Annotated in this window: 15 protein-coding genes; 10 read left to right on the top strand and 5 right to left on the bottom strand. The window is 63.2% G+C overall.

Features of this window, described 5'->3' with window-relative positions; all coding sequences use genetic code 11:
- Positions 1–55: 55 nt before the first annotated feature.
- Together AC3A6G_RS22655 and AC3A6G_RS22650 are read right to left on the bottom strand one after the other, a co-directional pair.
- Entirely contained in the window at positions 56–1,060 is a 1,005-nt protein-coding gene (locus tag AC3A6G_RS22655) for a glycosyltransferase family 2 protein (protein ID WP_487874620.1), read from the bottom strand.
- The gene (locus AC3A6G_RS22650; RefSeq protein WP_487874619.1) at positions 1,057–2,916 is read right to left on the bottom strand and encodes a glycosyltransferase family 2 protein; all 1,860 of its coding nucleotides are present in this window, start codon (positions 2,914–2,916) and stop codon (positions 1,057–1,059) included. The genes AC3A6G_RS22655 and AC3A6G_RS22650 overlap by 4 nt, the downstream gene beginning before the upstream one ends.
- 88 nt (positions 2,917–3,004) lie before the next feature.
- Between AC3A6G_RS22650 and AC3A6G_RS22645 the strand changes: the two genes are divergently transcribed.
- The 3 genes from AC3A6G_RS22645 to AC3A6G_RS22635 are packed head-to-tail and all read left to right on the top strand — an operon-like array spanning position 3,005 to position 5,949.
- Positions 3,005–4,429 (top strand): mannose-1-phosphate guanylyltransferase/mannose-6-phosphate isomerase, encoded by a 1,425-nt coding sequence (locus AC3A6G_RS22645; protein WP_487874618.1) that lies wholly within the window; start codon positions 3,005–3,007, stop codon positions 4,427–4,429.
- The gene (locus AC3A6G_RS22640) at positions 4,426–5,229 is read left to right on the top strand and encodes an ABC transporter permease (protein ID WP_487874617.1); all 804 of its coding nucleotides are present in this window, start codon (positions 4,426–4,428) and stop codon (positions 5,227–5,229) included. Before AC3A6G_RS22645 ends, AC3A6G_RS22640 begins: the two co-directional genes overlap by 4 nt.
- A gap of 3 nt (positions 5,230–5,232) precedes the next feature.
- The gene (locus AC3A6G_RS22635) at positions 5,233–5,949 is read left to right on the top strand and encodes an ABC transporter ATP-binding protein (RefSeq protein ID WP_487874616.1); all 717 of its coding nucleotides are present in this window, start codon (positions 5,233–5,235) and stop codon (positions 5,947–5,949) included.
- Here AC3A6G_RS22635 and AC3A6G_RS22630 read toward each other — a convergent pair.
- On the bottom strand, positions 5,946–7,955 hold the full coding sequence (locus AC3A6G_RS22630) for a glycosyltransferase family 4 protein (protein WP_487874615.1): 2,010 nt from the start codon (positions 7,953–7,955) through the stop codon (positions 5,946–5,948). The two genes, AC3A6G_RS22635 and AC3A6G_RS22630, sit on opposite strands and share 4 nt — an antisense overlap.
- Before the next feature lie 426 nt (positions 7,956–8,381).
- Here AC3A6G_RS22630 and AC3A6G_RS22625 point away from each other — a divergent pair, with 426 nt between their 5' ends.
- From AC3A6G_RS22625 to AC3A6G_RS22595, 7 genes are all read left to right on the top strand, one after another.
- Complete coding sequence (locus AC3A6G_RS22625) at positions 8,382–9,098, top strand: class I SAM-dependent methyltransferase (protein WP_487874614.1); 717 nt, start codon at positions 8,382–8,384, stop codon at positions 9,096–9,098.
- On the top strand, positions 9,095–11,353 hold the full coding sequence (locus AC3A6G_RS22620; protein WP_487874613.1) for a glycosyltransferase: 2,259 nt from the start codon (positions 9,095–9,097) through the stop codon (positions 11,351–11,353). Before AC3A6G_RS22625 ends, AC3A6G_RS22620 begins: the two co-directional genes overlap by 4 nt.
- On the top strand, positions 11,350–12,474 hold the full coding sequence (locus AC3A6G_RS22615) for a glycosyltransferase family 4 protein (protein WP_487874612.1): 1,125 nt from the start codon (positions 11,350–11,352) through the stop codon (positions 12,472–12,474). Before AC3A6G_RS22620 ends, AC3A6G_RS22615 begins: the two co-directional genes overlap by 4 nt.
- Before the next feature lie 65 nt (positions 12,475–12,539).
- Positions 12,540–13,865, top strand: a complete 1,326-nt coding sequence (locus AC3A6G_RS22610; RefSeq protein ID WP_487874611.1) for an FkbM family methyltransferase — start codon at positions 12,540–12,542, stop codon at positions 13,863–13,865.
- Positions 13,865–16,960 carry a glycosyltransferase gene (locus tag AC3A6G_RS22605; RefSeq protein WP_487874610.1) on the top strand — a complete coding sequence of 1,032 codons (3,096 nt, stop codon included), beginning with the start codon at positions 13,865–13,867 and terminating at the stop codon, positions 16,958–16,960. Before AC3A6G_RS22610 ends, AC3A6G_RS22605 begins: the two co-directional genes overlap by 1 nt.
- Positions 16,961–17,091: 131 nt before the next feature.
- Positions 17,092–18,132, top strand: coding sequence for a GDP-mannose 4,6-dehydratase (gene gmd / locus AC3A6G_RS22600; RefSeq protein WP_487874609.1), 1,041 nt, complete (start codon positions 17,092–17,094; stop codon positions 18,130–18,132).
- Complete coding sequence (locus AC3A6G_RS22595; protein ID WP_487874608.1) at positions 18,129–19,019, top strand: GDP-mannose 4,6-dehydratase; 891 nt, start codon at positions 18,129–18,131, stop codon at positions 19,017–19,019. The genes gmd and AC3A6G_RS22595 overlap by 4 nt, the downstream gene beginning before the upstream one ends.
- On the opposite strand, the gene rfbC is transcribed toward AC3A6G_RS22595, so the two are convergent.
- Together rfbC and rfbA are read right to left on the bottom strand one after the other, a co-directional pair.
- On the bottom strand, positions 19,012–19,560 hold the full coding sequence (gene rfbC / locus AC3A6G_RS22590) for a dTDP-4-dehydrorhamnose 3,5-epimerase (RefSeq protein WP_487861821.1): 549 nt from the start codon (positions 19,558–19,560) through the stop codon (positions 19,012–19,014). The genes AC3A6G_RS22595 and rfbC overlap by 8 nt on opposite strands.
- Positions 19,557–20,453: a glucose-1-phosphate thymidylyltransferase RfbA gene (rfbA, locus tag AC3A6G_RS22585; RefSeq protein WP_487874607.1), complete on the bottom strand. Its 897-nt coding sequence runs from the start codon at positions 20,451–20,453 to the stop codon at positions 19,557–19,559. The genes rfbC and rfbA overlap by 4 nt, the downstream gene beginning before the upstream one ends.
- Positions 20,454–20,475: the final 22 nt, after the last annotated feature.

The raw sequence follows: 20,475 nt of genomic DNA, 5'->3' as shown, positions 1-20,475 counted from the left end.
GGAGAAGGGTTCGTGGGAGTCATTGTTTTTGCGACTGACGCGGTCTTGATGGCGGCTATACGGATTCGAAAAGGTCGCGCACCACGCCACGCACGCCGCGGCCGAACTTGTCGTACCGCCCGGTCATGGCTTCGCGGAAGATCGGACCGCAGCGGGCCAGCCGCGAAGCCGGCAGCGCGGCGCGAAAGCGCTGATGCACGATCTTGCCGCGTACCTTCTCGATGATCTCGGGGGGAATGCGGTCACCGAACTGCAGCAGTCGCGCCAGCAAAAGTTCGGCCTTGACCGCCCGCTCGACATGAAGAGTGCCCCTGGAGCCCAGCGCCTTGCGGACCTTCTCCGCGAAGGTATCGCGGCGCGCACCGATCTGGTTGGATTCGTGCTGGCGGTACTCGATGAGCGGCTGCTCGAGCAGCTCGACGCGTCCCGTGGCCGAGGCGATGATACCCAGCCATTCATCGTGCACCCATTCCACCGGCAGCGGCAGCGCGTCGGCCAGCAGCGAACGGCGAAAGACGGTGGTGGCGCCGGTCACGAGGTTGCGCCGCAGCAGCACGTCGAAGGCGCGGCCGGTGTGCACGCCCTCGATCTCCGAGGGCGTGACCTCGAGCGCATGGAAAAGCGTCTGGCCGAGGTCGCGGCGTTGCGAATCGACGAGGCGCGCATCGGTGTGCAGCAGCACCAGGCGCTCGTCCTGCGCGAAGCTGGCGGCCATCTGCGCCAGCCGGTCGGGCACCCAGACGTCGTCCTGGTCGCTCAGTGCGATCAGGTCGCCGGTGCAAGCACCGATCGCCTGCTCGAAGTTCTTCACGACGCGCAGCGCGGGTCGGTTCTCGAAGATCCGCAGCACCACAGGCTGGCCGGGGCGTTCGGCGGCGCATTCGGCCACTGCCGCGCGCACCACGTCCACCGAACCATCGGTCGAGGCATCGTCGGACAGCACGATTTCCACCGGTGGCAGGGTCTGAAGGCAGATGCTGCGCACCTGCTCGCGCAGGAAGCGCGCGCCGTTGTAGGTGCACAGCGCGACGGAAACGGAGAGCGGAGCGGGCACTGTCATGGGCTGGTCGGCAGCATATCGTTCCGTGGAGGCCATGCGAGGTCGAAGTCCTCCGTATCGAGGGACAGGTTGGGGTTGTAGGCCGGATCGGCGGCAATGAGCGCGGGCCACCGCGAGCGCATCCACGTCGATTCCCGCGCGAGCCGCTCCTGCGAGGCGGCGGATTCGAGCCCCCGCGTTGCAGACTCGTGGTGCAGCAGTTCTGCATATGGCGTCCAGACGTTTCGGTAACCCGCCTCTTGCAGACGAAGGCAGAAGTCGACGTCGTTGTAAGCGACGCCGAGATTCCGTTCGTCAAGGCCGCCCAACTGCTCATAGAGCGCCTTGCGCACCACCATGCAGGCGGCGGTGACCGCGGAGAAAGCCTGCGCGAGCTGCGCCCGGCCGCCGTGACCGGGCACCGTTGAAGGCAAATGCTTGTGCGCATGACCCGCGATGCCGCCAACGCCCAGCACGATGCCGCCATGCTGGATCGTCAGGTCCGGGTAGAGCAGCTTTGCGCCTACCGCCCCCACACCGGGCTGCATGGCCAGAGACGCCATTTCATGCAGCCAGTGTGGCGATATGACCTCGATGTCGTTGTTGAGCAGCGCGACCAGATCCCCGCGGGCATGCGCAACCGCAGCGTTGTTGAGCGCCGAATAGTTGAACGGCCGCTCGTCACGGATCACCGTGAAGCCCGGCTGGCTCGCGAGTTGGGCGAAGTAGGCGAGCGCCTCGGCATCGTCCGAGCCGTTGTCGACCAGCAAAATCTCGTAGTTGGGATAAGCCGTCTCGAGCACGATGCTCTCGACGCACTGGCGCACCAGCGCCACCGCATTGCGCGTGGGAACAATGATCGAAACGAGCGGCGCTGGCACGGGCAGCGTGTAGCGCGTGCGCAAGCCGTGCGGCGTGGGCTCTGCGACGGCCGCGATGCCGGTGCGCGCGAGGAACGCGGCGAGCGGCGCCACGTCGGGCGGCACGTAAGGCGCGGCCGAATGGCTCAGGATGCGCGGAATGTGGCGAATCTGGGCCGGCACGATGCGCTCGACGCAACGCAGCGCCAAGTCGAACGCATGCACCGCATCGAGCTTGTCGGTGATGCCGCCGGCCTCCTCGAACAAGGCTGCGTCGACCGCGCCCATCGGCGAGAGCAGGTTGCGCGCGAGGAACAGGTCGGTATTCCAGTCGGGCTTGAATTCGGGTCGGCTTCGCTCCCGGGTACCGAGATCGATGGCGTCGGCATCGGCATAGCGCAAGCGTACGTCGGGATGCGCGCAGATGTCGCTTGCCAGGCAGAACAACGCATGCGGCGGCAACACACAACCGGGCTCGAGCCAGACGATCCAGTCGCTGCCGGCGGGCGCGCCCGGCTTGAAGCGAGAGGAGGAGATGGCAAGCATCTGCGCTTCTTCGCCGACGGGGGCAGGCGAAACCAGGTGCCAATCCCACGCGGGATACACCTGCGCGTCCAGGGAGCCCAAGGTGGCGCGCAGCATGGCCGTGTCGCCCGGGCTGTGGCCGACCAGCACTGCCAGGCGTGGCTGCATCGACAACGATGCCACCTGCGCGGACATCCGCACTGTGTTGGGGGTGTCGTAGCGGGCGATCCAGTCGGCGTAGGTTCCACGCTGCACGGGCGGCGCATCCGCCTGCCCCCGCATGCGCCGACGAAGGCCGCCGAGCCACCGCAACGGAGCGGTGAGGCGCCAGCTCGTCGACCGCCGCATGGCCTGCAACTCGTCCTCGAGGGCCGTGGCCTTCACCTCCAGCAAGCCGATCTGCCGTTGCAGCTGGGCATTGCTCGACGCCGCGGCAGCCTCACCTCGCCGTTGACGGGACGGCGCCGAAGGCAGCACGGGCTTACTGGGCATGACGGGCGATCAACGGCTTCCAAAGGTTACGAGGGCTCCAGGACGGGGCCGGTAAAATTATCGCTTCTTCACACCCCACCAAGAACAAATGCGCGTCCTTTCCGTTGTGCTCTCAGGGGGAGCGGGCTCCCGGCTCTGGCCGGCGTCGCGACAGACGTTCCCGAAGCCCTTCATGCAGTTGGGCGGATCGACGCTGCTGCAGCAAGCGATCGAGCGAGGGCAGGCCTGCGGCACCGGTGACTTGATGATCGTCACCAACAAGGATCATCTCTTTCTCACGAAGGACGTTCTGCGGCAGATGCCGGACCCACCCGAGGCCACCCTGCTGCTCGAGCCGAAGGGGCGCAACACAGGCCCGGCGATCGCGCTGGCAGCACTGCGATGCATCGAGCAATTCGGTGGCGATACCGTGATGCTGGTGCTCTCGGCCGATCACCTCGTCCCCGACGTCGAGGCCTTCGTCGCCAGCGCCCGCCAGGCATTCCGCCTGGCCACCCAGGGCGCGCTGGTGGTTTTCGGCATCAGCCCGACCGCACCGGAAACCGGCTTCGGCTACGTCGAGGTGGCGAAGGTTTCCCGAGAGAGCCAGCCAGCCAAACGCTTTGTAGAGAAGCCGGACCTCGCCACGGCGCAGGAGTACCTCGCCACGGGCCGGTACTACTGGAATAGTGGAATGTTCTGCTTCACCGCGGACGCGATCGTCTCGGCTTTCGAGCGACATGCCCCCGAATTGCTTGCAGCGGCCCGGAACGCGTTGAAATCCTCAACCTCCAGCGCCGAGCGCACGATCGACTTCGATCTGCACGCCTTCGGCCTGCAGCCGGACATCAGCATCGATTACGCCGTCATGGAACCCGCGGACAATGTCCACGTGGTGCCGGCCAAGTTCGGCTGGAGCGATGTCGGCTCTTGGCCGGCAGTGGCCCTGGCCCACACGCCGGACGCGAACGGCAACACGTTCCTGCCTGACGACGTGGTAGCCATCGACACCACCGGCACCCACGTGCAAGTAGACAGCCACATTCCCAAGCTGGTCGCCACCTTGGGCGTGCGCGATCTCGTGATCGTCGACACCCCCGATGCACTGCTGGTTGCTCACAAGAACAGCGCGCAGGATGTCAAGCGAGCCGTCGACATCCTCAAGTCGCGCGGCCATGAGTCCGTGCAGCTGCCCGCGGTTGTTCATCGCCCGTGGGGCACCTTTGCCTCGCTGAAGGAAGAGGACGGTTACAAGGTTAAGCGGATCACCGTCAAGCCGGGAGAGTCGCTCTCCTTGCAGTACCATCATCACCGTGCGGAGCACTGGGTTGTCGTGCAGGGGCGCGGCATCGTGCAGATCGGCGACGCCGAGCATGTGACGCTTCCCGGCCAGTACCGCTACATCCCATTGAAAGAAAAGCACCGCCTCATCAACGATGGCGACGAAGAGCTCGTGCTCATCGAAGTCCAGTGCGGTGCCTATCTTGGCGAGGACGACATCGTGCGCCTCGCAGATACCTACGGACGCGCATGAGTCAAGTTCAATCCAATCTGCATCGCAGCGCTTTCTCCGACTGGTGGGAAGGTACCCGCCGCACCGACATCTGGTGGACCTTGGCATGGTTCGACATCGTGCTGCGCTACCGCCGCTCGATGCTCGGGCCGCTCTGGCTGACGCTAAGCATGGGCGCCATGATCGGCGGCATGGGGCCGCTGTACAGCTCACTTTTCGGCACCGAACTGTCCAAGTTCTTTCCCCACCTGGCGCTCGGCATCATCTTCTGGAGCTTTTTCTCGAGCATGGTCACGGATGCGTGCAACGCCTTCGTGGGCTCCTCGAATTACTTGAAGCAGGGCTACTTCCCGATCAGCCTCTTCGTCTGGCGCAGCATTGCGCGCAACCTGATCCAGTTCGCGCATCAAATCGTTCTCTACATCCCGGTCGCAATCTGGGCCGGCGTCTCGCTGACATGGTCGGCACTGCTGGTGCTGCCGGCGTTCGCCATCCTGATCCTCAATGCGCATGCCCTCGGCTTGTTGCTCGGGCTGATCTGCACGCGATACCGGGATGTCACGCAGATTGTGACGAGCGTGATGCAGATGCTGATGTTCCTGACGCCGGTGTTCTGGCTACCCGAGAGCCTGCCGGATCGCGCCCAATATATTCTCTGGAATCCTTTTGCCCAGATGCTCGATCTGGTGCGCACTCCACTGATGGGCGGAACGGCCTCGCTGCACAGCTGGCTCGGGATCGTGGCGTGGACGGCCGTCTGCATCGCCGGCTCCATCACTCTGTTCGCCAAATACCGCCGCCGCGTTGTCTACTGGCTCTGATCCATGGCATTCATCTCTCTCAAAAACGTCGCAGTCAACTTTCCAATCTACGGTGCGGGTGCAGCGTCGCTCAAGAAGACCCTTGCTGCCTCGGTCACCGGAGGACGCTTCGGCAAGGAGACCGGCGTTACCGTGGTGCAGGCGCTCAGTGGGATCAACCTCGAACTCAAGAGCGGGGATCGCCTGGGCCTGGTCGGACACAACGGCGCGGGGAAGTCGACCTTGCTGCGCATGCTCGCGGGCGTCTACGAGCCTTCCGCTGGAGAGTTCACACGCAAGGGCTCGGTCGCGAGCCTGATCGATCCCGCGTTGGGCATCGAGATGGACGCAACCGGCATCGAGAACATCATGCTTCGTGGCCTCGTCATGGGCATGAGCAAGAGCCAGATCGACCGGCTCACCGCGGACATCTGCGAGTTCAGCGGCCTGGGCGAATACGTCAATATGCCGGTTCGCACTTACTCTACCGGCATGCTGATGCGCCTGGCGTTCTCGATCTCGACCAGCGTCGAGGCAGACATCCTGCTGATGGACGAATGGCTGTCGGTCGGTGACGCCGAATTCACGGAGAAAGCTGAGAAGCGCATGCGAGACGTGGTGGCGAAATCCGGCATCCTGGTGCTCGCATCGCACTCCTCCGAGCTGATTGCGAAAGAGTGCAACCGAGTCATCCACCTTGAGCACGGGCGTATCGTGGACGAGAAGTCTGCTCAGGCCTAAGCCGGTCGCTGCAGGGCTCGGATCTCTTCGAGCCGTTTCACGATTCTTCTGCCCGCTACTTCTAACGAGAGATTCGCTTCAGCATTCACCTTGGCTCTTTGGCCCAGCTCGCGTGCCCATTCCTGGTTCTCGTACACGCGTCGCATGAGTTGCGCAGCATGCTCGACTGACGGCTCAGCCCACTCCAGGTCGGCATCATAAGGAGGGACAGGCTCCTTCAGGCGAACCAACTCGTAAGAAACGAGCAGGCTGTTGCTGTCGTCCATGAAATCGACGTTTCCGGAGAACTTCGTCGCGATAACGGGCTTGCCCATAAGCATCGCTTCCGCCATCGTCAAACCAAGCCCTTCGCTGCGATGTAACGAAACATATGCATCGCAAGCATCCATCAGCGACAGGACTTCGTCGGGACTGTAGATTTCGTCGATCAACGCGATGTGTCGGCCTACGGCTGCACTTTGCAGCATTGCGAATTGCTCGGGGTGCCGGTCGCCGAAAGAAGTCTTGAGCACGAGGGTGACCGGCTCATCCTTGGAGAAAGCACGCTGAAAGGCCTGAATGAGTCCCAGTGGATTCTTCCGCTCCATCACGCTCATCATGTGGAAGGTGAAGAGGAATGTGAATCGTCCGGATTCCAATCCGAAGGCAGTCCGGTTTCGGCGCTGGTACGGCGCAAGGCGCACTCCGGGGAACAACGTTCTGACGGGAACCGGCAGACGCTCGCGCAGCCCCACCGCGACGAACTCCGTCGCCGTCCAGACTTCGTCAACGTCCTGTGCTTGCGCCTGCCAAGACAAGGGAATTGAGTCGAACTCCCAGTACCAGTATGCGATGCGGTAGGTTCTCGGCTCACGGGCGCCGAGGTCGGCCCGCGCATAAGCTTGATCGAAGAACGGCTCGGGCTGGGTGTGCACGACAGTGATGTCGTGGCACTCGCTTGCATGGAACTCTATATGACGAGGCTCGTCGCTCATATCAGTGCGCACATCGCGAAGGGCGGTATGCACGCCAGCGCACCTCATTGCCTCCACAATGGACTCCGCCGAAACGCGCAGGCCCGAGGGATAGCAAAAATGCCCGACGATGTTGACACCCAATGCTGCCAGTTGCTCTGCCTCGGCCGCGGCATCCAGTTGCGAGACCCAGCTCGCCGCCTCCGGAGAAAGCGCCGCCTCCGGCAGTTGCAGCCACGCGATGAAGGCGCGCGCAGCCGCCACATCCTGCATGGCTCGCGGATGGAGCTCGCGCCATTGCGGCCTTGCCCCATAGGCGTTGCGCAATTGCTCATGCGCGGGAGCAAAGAAATCCGTCCAGGGCTGCCTGTCAAGCCAGGCGGCCTTCATTCCGTAGGCCTTGCTGCACCAAGCCAAGAACGCTTTGAGCCCGAAATGCGTCATGCCGTCCGGAAAGAGTTCCTGCCATGATGGCGTGAACCAATAAGCCCGCGCAAGTTCGCGTGCGGCCTGTTCACTGGCGACCAGAAACAGCCACCAGATTTCCTCGAGCCGCAGTCCTTGCTGTTCCCGACCGAATTGCATGAACCACGCGAACAATGCGCGATGTCCCGCGGGGGTCAAACCGTGCGGCATCGCGCGCCGGAGTTCGTCGTGATCCAGAAAAACCCGACGGGCCCGCGCATCCACGTCAGAAGCGAAAGCTGCTTCGAGCTGCATCATTCCCTCGGCGGTCAGCCCGAATTCCGAGGGGCCAACCGTCCTCAACCAGACCAGGAATGCCCCGCCCGCGCCGTCGCTCAGCGCCGTTGGAAACTGCGCGTACACCTCCTTGCGCGTTCGCAGCAGGTCCACGCAGAACCGCACCGCAGCCCATTTCGAATCGATGGTCGCTCCCTGTTGGCGCGACCACAGGACGTCTTCCAGCGCGAGACCCGATGCCTCAGCCACATCGTCGTCATCGAACCAGTCGATCTCCCTTGGAGGTTCGACGGCAATGCCTCTCACCCGTTGTTCCACAAGAGTGCGTTCTCGCTCCAACAGTCGCAGCAATGCCGCGTTCCTTCGCGCCTCGCGTGAGCGTTCGCGTATGAATCGCAAGCGGTCTGGCAGACGCCACGGCGTAACCAGCCACCACGCGGCCTTAGCAAATCTTCTTACATGCGAGCGCGCCATCGAAAAAACATTCTTACTGCTGTCACTATTAGATTCATCAAGGCAAGCGGATTGTCGGGCTCCATACGGCTTAACAAACTCGTAGACAATCGTCGTCCCGCATTCTGCACCTCCTTGTCCTTACGCTCGAGCCGACTGGGATCGACGGCGCCAAACCAGAACACCTTAAAAATTGAGCAAATGAAGCAACTACTTAGACGCGCTGCACGTTGGCTGGCCTCGAAGCCCGGCATTGGCCGGCTCGTGAGAATCGGAATCGCTGTCCTGCGTCTCCCGGCGCATGTTGATCGTCAGCAAGTCTTCATGACGCAGCAGCTGCCGCAGCTGCTCGAAACTTTGTCGGAACTCAATCATCGCCAGGCCAATTCCGATCGCGACCAGGCTGCGCTCACTAAATCGGCACCGATCGTGTTTCGCAAGTTGACGCGCGACGTATGGACGCTTGGCAAGGAGCTCGAGGCACTGAAGCGAAGGAGTGTCCAGGATGCAGGAAGTTCGCTCGGCCATCCATCGATCGGCAGCGACGGGCAGCGCATCACGGTGGAAAGCGGCCACGCACCACGCAAGGGACGCATCGTCGTCGATCACCCCTTGCCACAGTCCGGCCCCGTCGCCGCGCTCGACGACCTGCCGCTAGGCAATGCGCAGGTCAACGACATCTACGCCTCTCACGTCTTCGAGTTTTTCTCCTCGGAGCAGCTGAGCCAATCGCTATTGCCCCGCCTTATTTCATTGCTCGCGCCCGGCGGCCGGCTTCATGTGACAGCACTGGACGCCGAAGCAATGATGCGCGCGGTCTTGCGGGGTACGGTCTCGCACAATGATCTCGGCAAGACCCTGCTCGACCTGCGCGCCGCGGACCGCGACACCCCTCGGCGCCAACTGCTCACGGTGCAGACGTTGACGCAATTGCTCCAGGAAGCGAGTTTCGCCCACATCGAATTGGTCGGCGAAGCGCGTCCCAACGAGGGCAGACTCGAGTTCGAGTTGGTTGCGCACAAGGAGAAGGCGCTCCAATGACGGTTCAAAAAAAACGCGTTCCGACAGTTTCCGTTGTCATCAACACCCTCAACCGGGGGCCGAGCCTCGACAAGACCCTCGAGAGCTTTCGATGGCTTCGGTACAGTGGCGAGTTCGAAGTCATCGTCGTCAACGGTCCTTCGACGGACGACTCGGAAGAGGTTATTGCCCGCTGGGCGGGACGCGTCCGCGCCGCGCGTTGCCCCGTGGCCAATCTCTCCGTCTCCCGCAACATCGGCATCTGCCTGGCGCGCGGCGAGATCGTGGCATTCATCGACGACGATGCGATACCCGAACCGGAGTGGCTGGAGCAATTGGCGGCAGCCTACGACGATCCGCAGGTGGGTGCCGCAGGCGGCTTCGTGTTCGATCACACCGGCTACGATTTTCAAGCCCGGTACTGCGTGATCGATCGCTTCGGCCATGGCGACGCGACGGTGCGGGTACCGATGCCGCACCTGTCCTATCCGAAGAGCCTGCGCTTCCCTCACCTGCTGGGCGCGAACTCTTCCTTCAAGACCGCTGCCCTGCTCGAGATCGGGGGGTTCGACGAGGAGTTCGAGTATTTCCTCGACGAAACGGACGTCTGCGCACGCATCGTCGACGCGGGCTACCTGATCGCCCAGCTTCCCAACGCGTATGTCCATCACAAGTTTGCGCCGAGCAACATCCGCGGGACGAACAGGATTCCCCGGCATCGTTATCCGATAATCAAGAACAAGATCTATTTCATCCTGAAGCACGCGCGAGAGTTCTATGCACCCGAGGTCTTGATGCGTGAGCAGGCCGCTTTCGTTGCCTACCAGCGCGAGGAGATGTCGTCGGCCCATGAAGCGGGCCTGGTTTCTGCTGAAGACCTCCAAACTTTCAGTTGCGACGTCGAGCGTGCGATAGAGGTCGGATTGCGCCGCGGCGCGGAAGGGCCCAAGCCGGACGCGATGATCGACGAGAAAAAGCGCGAGGCGTGGACCGGCGACTTCCTCGCGTTCGAGCCCCTGCCAGACACCGATCGATGCACACTCGTTCTGGTGTCGAAGGGCTACCCGCCGGATCACAGCCACGGCATCGCGACCTTCAGCCGCGACCTGGCGGAAGCCTATGCCGCGCGCGGCAATATCGTCCACGTCATTGCGCAGAGCCCCGACATCGACCGGGTCGATTTCGAGGGCGGCGTCTGGGTTCATCGCATCGTCCCGAAACACCATCCGCATTCGGTGCAGTCCGCGAATACCGGTCTGCCTGCGGAGATGTGGAACTGGTCTGCCAGCGCCCATGCTGAAACGATGCGAATCGCCACGCATCGCAAGGTTGACGTCGTCGAGGCACCGATCTGGGATTGCGAAGGCGCGGCTTTCCTGTTCGACCGCCAGTGGCCACTCGTCACCAGCCTCCACACGACGCATCATTTCTGGCTCGATTCGCACCCGGAGCACCGCCAGGATCCCGAGTGGATGGCGCGGTTCAGCACGCCGGTGCTGAAGACCGAGCGCATGCTCATGGAGGGCTCCGACGCCATCCGGGCGAACAGCCGGGCAATCCGCACCGAAATCGAGCAGGCCTACGGCTTCCAGTTCGATGACGGCAAGGTGCAGGTGATTCCGCACGGCTTGAAACCGATGCCGAACAGCCATGCCGTAGCACCCAGGTCTCGCACCGACGGCGCCCCCGTCGTTCTCTTCGTCGGCCGGCTCGAAGCCCGCAAGGGCATCGACGTGCTGCTCGATGCGATCCCACGGGTGCTCGAACAGGTCCCTTTGGCGGTCTTCAGAATCATCGGGGACAAGAGCCAGGCTTCGCCCTCGGGCAAGACCTACGCCGAGGAGTTTCTTTCCTCCGATGCAGGCAGGCGCTTCGCGTCGCAGGTGCGCTTCGAAGGTCATGTCGATGCGGCAACGCTCGGCGAAGCCTATGCAGGTTGCGACCTCTTCGTCGCGCCGAGCCGCTTCGAATCGTTCGGCCTGGTCTTCCTCGAAGCCATGCGGGCAGGAAAACCGGTCATCGGATGCTCGGCAGGCGGCATGCCGGAAGTGATCGAGGACGGCGTGTGCGGCCTGTTGGTGCCCCCGGGCAACGCCGAAGCGCTCGCAGCCGCAATCCTGCGTTTGCTGCTGTCGGAGCAGCTCCGGCAGGCATACGGCGACGCAGGCTTCGCGAGATTCCAAACCCATTTCTCCGTCGCCCGGATGGCGGCCGAAAGTGCCGCGCTGTATCGGACAGCGCGAGGGATTCTCCCCACCCGCGAAGACGGACGATGAAGATATCGTACGTAAACAGCGTGTGCGTCCGCAACGACGCCATCTCTAATGCGATCGTGGACGAGTTCGGCTTCCTGGCCGGCGCAGGCTACACCGACACGCGGCTGTTCGCCTTCCAGTGCGACCACCCCGAGATGCCGTTCACACCCTGCCAGAGCATCACGGACATCGCGAGCCACCCGCACTTCCTGGAGAGCGACCTCGTCGTTTTTCATTTCGGCATCTACTACTCGCTGTTTAACCTCTTTCCCGTCGTTCCCATGCGGGCGCGGAAGATTGTCGTTTTTCACAACATCACCCCGCGCGCCCTGGTACCCGAGGACAGTCGCTGGCTCATCGACAAATCGTTCGCGCAACTCGACAACATTCGCTGGGCCGATCATGTGATCTGCGTCAGCGACACGAACCTCGGTGTATTGCGATCGCATGGGTTGACCGGTCCCGCGTCGGTGGTTCCGCTGGCCGTCCATTCGAAGATCGCTGCCCCCGAGCGAAAGCCGGGGTTCTCCGATCACATCACGCGCATTGTCTTCATCGGACGATTCACCCGTTCAAAGGGACCCCATGAATTGCTCGCGGCGGTCGACCAGGCTGTAACGAGCGGCCAACCCGAGGCTTCCGTGCAGTTGGACCTCATCGGTAATCTTGCCTTTTCCGACCACGGCATGATTGCCGTCATGGAGAAAATGATCGCCGATATCCATCGGCGACATGGCGCGCGCCTGACCGTTCGAATCCATGGAAGCGCGTCGGACGAAACCAAGCACCGCCTTCTCGGCGAAGCCGACATCTTCGCCCTGCCGACCTACCACGAGGGGTTCTGCGTTCCCATCATCGAAGCGATCGCGAGCGGTTGTCGGGTGGTTGTCTACGACAACTCGAACACTTCCGACGTCGCAGGCGCTTTCGGCACGATGGTCCAGACCGGCGACATCAACGGGTTCGCGAGGGCGCTGCAGGCGGCGGCGCGGCAGGTGCGGTCTGCAGACTGGCAGGAAGGTCGAGGGCCGGCAAGCTATGCCGCATACGCCGATGCCGGCCGAGCGTATGTGCGTCGCTTTTCGCCCGAACATATCGGTCAGAGTTACTTGCGCACGCTTCATCGCATCATGCTCAGGTAAGGTCATCGCAGTTCCGGTGCGCGCCCGTCCTCGGCCTTTCCCTCCCCTTAGATGAGTTGGAACGCATGACCATCACTTCCTACGCCCAGAATTTCGAGGATGTCATTCTTTGGCGCGCGCTCGGGCACATTCCCAACGGCACGTATGTCGACGTGGGCGCTCAGCATCCGGTTGTGGATTCGGTCAGCAAGGCCTTCTACGAACACGGCTGGCGCGGTGTTCACATCGAACCCGTCCCCGCCTATGCGGCCTTGCTGCGGGAAGACCGACCCGATGAAACAGTGCTTCAGTTGGCGCTCTCCGACCGGCCGGGCCTACTTGATCTCAACGTGATCGCCGGAACCGGGCTGAGCACGGGCGTGAAGGCGTATGCCAGCACGCATTCGTCCGAGCACGGCTTTGCGACCGAGGTGGTCAAGGTTCCGATGCTCCCGATGTCGGTGGCGCTCGCCTCTTTGAACGGGCAGCAGGTGCACTGGCTGAAGATCGATGTCGAAGGACTGGAAGAGCAAGTGCTTCTGGGTTGGGACAGCAAGGTCCTTCGCCCGTGGGTCATTGTGATTGAGGCCACCGTACCGCTGTCGCAGGAACTCAGCTACGCCCAGGCGGACCGCGTGCTGGTCGATGCCGGCTACGAGTTCGCCTACTTCGACGGCCTGAACCGTTTCTATACCGCCGCCGAGCACAGGGATCTCGCCGAGAAGCTGCGCTTGCCCCCCAACGTTTTCGATGCGGCGGAGCTCAGCGGCACCGCATCGAACGTCTGGTGCAGGGGCCTTGTCGAGCGGCATCGCCAGACAGAGGAGACGCTCAAAGAGGAACTTGCCGTGTTGCGCACGCGAATCGCGGATCTGGAGGCCCAGCTTCGCCGCGCCGTCGCTGCGGAGGAACAATCGCGCACTCTGGCTGTCGCCCGGGAGCACCAGATCGCCCGGGTGGAAGCGCGTCTCGCGCAGGAAGGCGCCCGGGCCGCGCTTGCGGAAGCGCAGCTGGCGCTTGCTCGACAGTCCAACGAAGCCGTCCTGAACAGCACGTCATGGCGTATCACGGCCCCCGCGCGTGTTGCTGGCGGGCTCGTCCGGCGCGGCAGATCGGCCATCCACGAGGGGCGGCTTTCCAGTGGCATCAAGCGGCGCATCAAGACATTCGTGCGCGCCGCAGCGAACGTGTCGGCGCGCTTTCCCTCTTTCAGGCGCGCAGCCACTCGAGGGTTCGCGCTGGTTCCGCCGATTGATCGGCGGTTGAGGGCGATCGTTGGCGCCGCTCCCGTGGCGCCCCCCGCAATGAATGGAGAGCACGAATCGCTTGCCGGCACAGCGCCGCTTTCTCCGGACGCGAGCGTTCTCTTTCGCCAACTGTCGCGCCAGCAAGAGTGCGGGAAAGTCCTTTGATGCGCATCGTCATCGATCTTCAGGGTGCCCAGTCTTCCGGAAACAGGACGCGCGGCATCGGGCGCTATTCGTCGTCACTGGCACTGGCGATGGCCCGACGCGCACGCAGTCACGAGATCGTCCTGGCGCTGAACGGGCGCTTCCCCGACGCCATCGATGAAATTCGCTCTGTCTTCGATGGGGTCGTGGAACCGCAGAACTTTCGCGTCTGGCATCCTCCGGGCCATTCGGCCCAGGCAAGCCCCGGCAGCCTCAGGGCGAGGGAAAAGCTCAACGAGGCATTTCTCGCCTCGCTTCAGCCGGATGTCGTGCATGTGTCGAGTCTGTTCGAGGGGCCCGGGGATGCGGCCATCACGAGCATCGGGAACTTCGTCCGCCAGCCGACTGCGGTCACGCTCTACGACCTGATTCCGCTAATCAATGCCCGGTCCTACCTGGCAGACGACCTCATCCGTGCCTGGTACATGCGAAAGATCGATTCGCTGCGCCGCGCCGACATGTGGCTCGCCATCTCCGAGTCGTCGCGTCGGGAAGGAATCGACCACCTCGGGTTGCCCGCGGACCGCTGCATCAACATCTCTACGGCCGCCTACGATCATTTCAAGCCGGCAACGCCGCCCCCCGAGCGGGAGCAGGAACTGCGCAGCCGCTACGGCCTGTACCAGCCGTTCGTGATGTACACGGGCGGAATCGACGTGCGAAAGAACCTCGAAGGCCTGGTGAGGGCCTTCGCCCTTCTTCCGCCCGAACTCGTGGCGGGCCACCAATTGGCGATCGTCTGTTCCGCACGTCCCGAGGACCGCCGAGCGCTGCAGGCCCTGGCCGAGCAATCCGGATTGCCAGACGGCAAGCTGGCCGTCACCGGTTTCGTGCCGGAGCAGGACCTCGTCGATCTCTACAACCTGTGCCGTTTGTTCGTCTTTCCATCGTGGCACGAGGGATTCGGCCTGCCGGCGCTGGAGGCCATGCAGTGCGGCGCCGTGGTGATCGCAGCCAATACGTCGAGCCTTCCGGAGGTCGTCGGCCGGAACGATGCATTGTTCGAAGCCAGGAGCGATCAGGCCATGGCGACAAAGATGACGCAGGGCCTGGCCGACGAAGATTTCCGCTCGGCGCTCAAAGCGCACGGGCAGGTCCAGGCAGCGAAGTTCACCTGGGACGAGACGGCGCGGCGCGCGCTCGACGGCCTCGAGTCGCTCTGCCGGTCGGCTGGCCACGAACCGCAACGACTGTCCGCACCGCGGCGATCACGACCGCGGCTGGCCTTTCTCTCCCCGCTGCCTCCGCAGCCCAGCGGCATTGCCGACTACAGCGCAGAACTGCTTCCGGCACTCGCGCAGCACTACGACATCGATCTGGTGACCGGCTCGGACGCCACGACCGACACCTACCTGACCGCCTCCTTCCCTCTGCGCTCGCTCGAGTGGTTTCGCTCGCACGCCGAGCTTTTCGACAGTGTGCTGTATCACTTCGGCAACTCGGAGTTCCATGTGCACATGCTGCCGCTTCTCGAAGAGATACCTGGCGTGGTCGTCTTGCACGACCTTTACCTTGGCGGCGTTCAGGCATTCAGAGAATTCGGAACCGGGCATCGACATGCCTGGCCCCGTTCCCTCTATGGCTCCCACGGCTATCCCGCGGTGATCCAGCACTTCCGCACCCAGGACATCCCCGACACCATCAACAGGTATCCCTGCAGCCTCGACGTTCTGCGGCAGGCACAAGGCGTCATTGTTCACTCGCCGCACGCCATCGACCTTGCGCGAAAGTGGTACGGGTCGATCGCCGACGACCTGGAGATGGTTCCTCTGCTGCGCGCGCCGTCGCCCCCCTCGGACGCGGACGAACGGCAGCGGGCACGCGACGAACTGGGTTTGGGCCCCGACGATTTTCTGGTGTGCAGCTTCGGGCTGCTGGGGCCGACGAAACTGGTCCACCGGCTGCTCCAGGCGTGGCGGGCGTCCAGACTCGCCACGGATTCACGATGCAAGCTACGCTTCGTGGGAGAGAACGCTTCCGACGCATACGGTGCCGAACTGCTGCGGCAGATCGAGCGTGACCCAGGTGGCGTGGAGATCACGGGAAGGGCCTCCTCCGAGACCTATCGCCGCTATCTCGCCGCGGCCGATCTGGCAGTGCAGCTTCGCACAAAATCACGTGGAGAGACCTCGGCGGCGGTGCTGGACACGATGAGCCGCGGCATCCCGACCATCGTCAACGCCCATGGCTCGATGGCCTTCCTGCCGCGCGATGCCGTCGACATGATCGACGACGAGTTCGATGACGCGCAGTTGATCGAAGCCATTGAAACCCTATGGAACGACGCTCCGGCACGGATTGCCCTGGGGGCCAAGGGGCGACACATGGTCGAAACGCTGCACGCGCCGGAGGCCTGCGCGGCGCTCTATGCCGACCTGATCGAGCGCTTCGGCCAGCGCCATCGCTCCAGCCGCACAGGGCTGGTGCGCGCCATCGGCGCGGAAAATCCGTTGGATCCAGCCGGGCGCGGCCCCGGCGAAGCGATCGAACTGGCGTGCGCGATCGCGGAAAGCCTCCCACTTGCAACATCGCGGCGGCAACTGCTCATCGACGTTTCGGCATGGGTTCGACAAGACGACGGCGCGCGAACAGCGCAACCGCTGGAGCGCTGGATCGAGGCGTCGCTGGAAGTCGAGATCGACGGCTACAGGGTCGAGCCTGTGCGCTTGGAGAACGGCCCCCAAAGCTCCCGGGGGTACCGATATGCCAGGCGTTATGCGCTCGGGCTGCGGGGGCTGCCAGCCGATGTACTCGTCGACGAGCCAATCGACTTTCGCCCGGGGGATGTTCTTGCTGTGATGCTCACGCCGTCGAATTCGGAAGGCGGGCACACGGAAGCCATCCGCAAATTGCGTCACTCGGGTGTGTGCGTCCGATTCTTCCAAGCCACCACCGCCGCTGCCGACCTGGCTCTCCACCCCGTCGTCCACGAGGCGGGGATTCATCGGCTGGAGCTGGACGCGCAGGGCGCTTCGGAAGATCCTCCCGGCGAACACGCAGCAAGAGGGTTCCTGCAGTCGTTGATCGATGCCGGAGCGCGTCCCCGATCCCTTTGAAGCGAGCACTGAACGACCGCCAGCGGCAGATGCACTTGGTGGAGAATATTGGCCCAAGAGGTTGCCCTGGAGCGCCGGCCTTGAACTGCAATCACATCGAATTTCCAGCCCACGCCTAAGTGAAAGATCCCATGAAAAAGAAATGCGCCGTTGTCACAGGTATTACCGGCCAGGACGGCGCTTACCTGGCCGAACTGTTGCTCTCTAAGGGGTACATCGTTCACGGCACCTACCGACGCACGAGCTCGGTGAACTTCTGGCGGATCGAAGAGCTAGGCATCCAGGCGCATCCAGACCTCCATCTCGTCGAATACGACCTGACCGATCTCGGGAGCTCCTTGAGCCTGGTTCGCGACACCGAGCCCGACGAGATCTACAACCTCGCGGCGCAGAGCTTCGTCGGCGTCAGCTTCAATCAGCCGGTTGCCACGGCGCAAATCACTGGCGTGGGCGCATTGCATCTGCTGGAGGCCATTCGCTTGGTCAACCCAAAAATTCGCTTCTACCAGGCATCGACCTCCGAAATGTTCGGCAAGGTCCAGGCCATTCCGCAGGTCGAGGAAACGCCTTTCTATCCACGCAGCCCCTACGGCGTTGCCAAGCTGTACGCACACTGGATGACGATCAACTACCGCGAGAGCTACGACATCTTCGGCTGCAGCGGCATTCTGTTCAACCACGAAAGCCCGCTGCGCGGACGAGAGTTCGTGACGCGCAAGATCACCGACAGCGTAGCGAAGATCAAGCTCGGCAAACTCGACGTGCTCGAACTGGGCAACCTCGACGCCAAGCGCGATTGGGGTTTTGCCAAGGAATACGTCGAAGGCATGTGGCGCATGCTGCAGATCGACGAACCCGACACCTACGTGCTCGCCACCAATCGCACCGAGACGGTTCGGGACTTCGTGCAGATGGCGTTCAAGGGCGCAGGTATCACGGTGGAATTCAAGGGTAGCGGGGAAGCCGAGACGGCCGTTGATCTCTCCACGGGCAAGACCGTGATGCGCATCAATCCCAAGTTCTATCGCCCGGCCGAAGTGGAACTGCTGATCGGCAACCCCGCCAAGGCGAAGGCCAAACTCGGATGGGAGCCGGCCACCACGCTCGAGCAACTCTGCCAGATGATGGTCGAGGCCGACATCCGCCGCAACACCCAGGGCTTCTCGTTTTGAGAATCCTGCTGACCGGCGCCCACGGATTCACCGGCCGCCTTTTTGCCGAACGGGCCGTTGCAGCGGGCCACACGATCTGCCCTCTGGAATCCGACCTGACGCAGAGTGACTCCGTGCTTGAGGAAGTGCTGCAGATTGCGCCCGAAGCCGTCGTGCATATGGCCGCCATCAGCTTCGTCGGGCACGCCAACGATGCCGCCTTCTACGCGGTCAATGTCGTCGGCACCACCAACTTGTTGAATGCGCTGGTGCAGTTGCCGGCACCTCCGACCCGGGTTCTTCTGGCCAGCAGTGCCAACATCTACGGCAACACGGCGCAGTCGCCCATTCGCGAAGAGCAGTTGCCGGCGCCGGTGAACCACTATGGCACGAGCAAGCTGGCCATGGAGTGCATGGCGAGGACGTATCGTGATCGCCTGAATCTGGTGATCACGCGCCCCTTCAACTACACCGGCCCCGGACAAGACGACCACTTCCTGATCCCGAAGCTGGCACTGCACTTTGCCGCACGCTCGCCGTCGATCGCACTGGGCAATCTCGATGTGGAGCGCGAGTTCAACGACGTACAGATGGTCTGCGACGCCTACTTGCTGCTGATCGCTTACGGTGAGCCGGGGGAGGCCTACAACATCTGCTCCGGTCGCCCACATTCTCTGCGGCAGGTGGTCGAGACCTTTGCCCGGATGACTTCGCACAATCCCCGTCTCGAGGTCAATCCAGCGTTCGTCAGAGCCAACGAAGTCCACCGCCTTTGCGGCGACCCTTCCAAACTGCAAGCTTTGCTGGCCCGACACGGGGCTTCTCTGGAAGAGCCGGAACTCGAAGAAACGCTCGCGCGAATGCTCCTGGCGGCAAAGGCCAGCGCGGCAAACGCTGTCGTCAGCTGAAGACTTCGGCCCGCTCGAACCTCGATGCGGCCTGATCCTTGGCCGAAAGTTGTGGGGCAAGGCCGACGTCGGGCCACTCGATTGCCAGGTCCGGATCGTTCCAGACGATCGCACGCTCATGCGCCGGTGCGTAGTAATCCGTGGTCTTGTACAAAAACTCCGCCGTCTCGCTCAGCACCAGGAACCCGTGTGCGAACCCCTCAGGCACCCACAACTGCCTGTGATTGTCTTCGCTGAGTTCCACACCCACCCACTTGCCGAAGGTCGGCGACGACTTGCGGATGTCCACCGCCACGTCGAACACCGCGCCCCGAACCACACGCACCAGCTTTCCCTGCGGCTGCTGGATCTGGTAGTGCAACCCGCGCAGCACCCCCTTGGCCGAGCGCGAATGGTTGTCCTGGACGAACTCGACGTGCCGCCCGACGGCCTCGTCGAACGCCTTGCCGTTGAAGCTCTCGTAGAAGAAGCCGCGCGCATCGCCGAACACCTTCGGCTCGATGACCAGCACCTCCGGAATCGCGGTGGGCGTTGCCTTCACGAGCGCACCTCCTCGGCCAACAGGTGGTTCAGGTATTTGCCGTAGCCATTCTTCTGCAGCGGCGCTGCGAGTCGCGCGAGCTGCTCGCGGTCGATGAACCCGTTGCGCCAGGCGATCTCTTCGGGGCACGCGATCTTCAACCCCTGCCGATGCTCGAGCGTCGCGATGAACTGCCCCGCCTCCAGCAAGCTCTCGTGCGTGCCGGTATCGAGCCAGGCATAGCCGCGCTGCATGATCTGCACGTTGAGCTGGCCAATGTCGAGGTAGGCCTGGTTGACCGCCGTGATCTCCAGCTCGCCGCGCGCGCTCGGCTTCACGGCCTTGGCGATGTCGACCACCTGGTTGTCGTAGAAGTACAGGCCCGTCACGGCGTAGCTGCTCTTGGGCTTGGCCGGCTTCTCTTCGATGCTGCTGGCCTTGCCCTCGGCGTCGAAGGCCACCACGCCGTAGCGCTCCGGATCCTGCACGTGATAGGCGAAGACGGTCGCGCCTTGGTCCTTGGCATCGGCACCCGAGAGCAGATGCGCGAGGTCATGCCCGTAGAAGATGTTGTCGCCCAGCACCAGCGCGCTCGCCTCGTTGGCCACGAACTTCTCGCCGATGATGAACGCCTGCGCCAGACCATCGGGGCTGGGCTGCACCGCGTATTGCAGGTTCAGGCCCCATTGGCTGCCGTCGCCCAGCAACTGCTGGAAACGAGGCGTGTCCTGCGGCGTGCTGATGATCAGGATGTCACGCATGCCGCCGAGCATCAGCGTGCTCAGCGGGTAGTAGATCATCGGCTTGTCGTACACCGGCAGCAGCTGCTTGCTCATCGCGAGCGTGGCGGGATGCAGGCGGGTGCCGGAGCCGCCGGCCAGGATGATGCCCTTGCGTTTTGTCGTCGTGGTCATTGTTGGGTCTTCTTTCCCTTTT

This window comes from Variovorax sp. Soil_C_26 (assembly GCF_057657075.1).
This window is presented reverse-complemented; position numbering and strand designations above follow the sequence as displayed.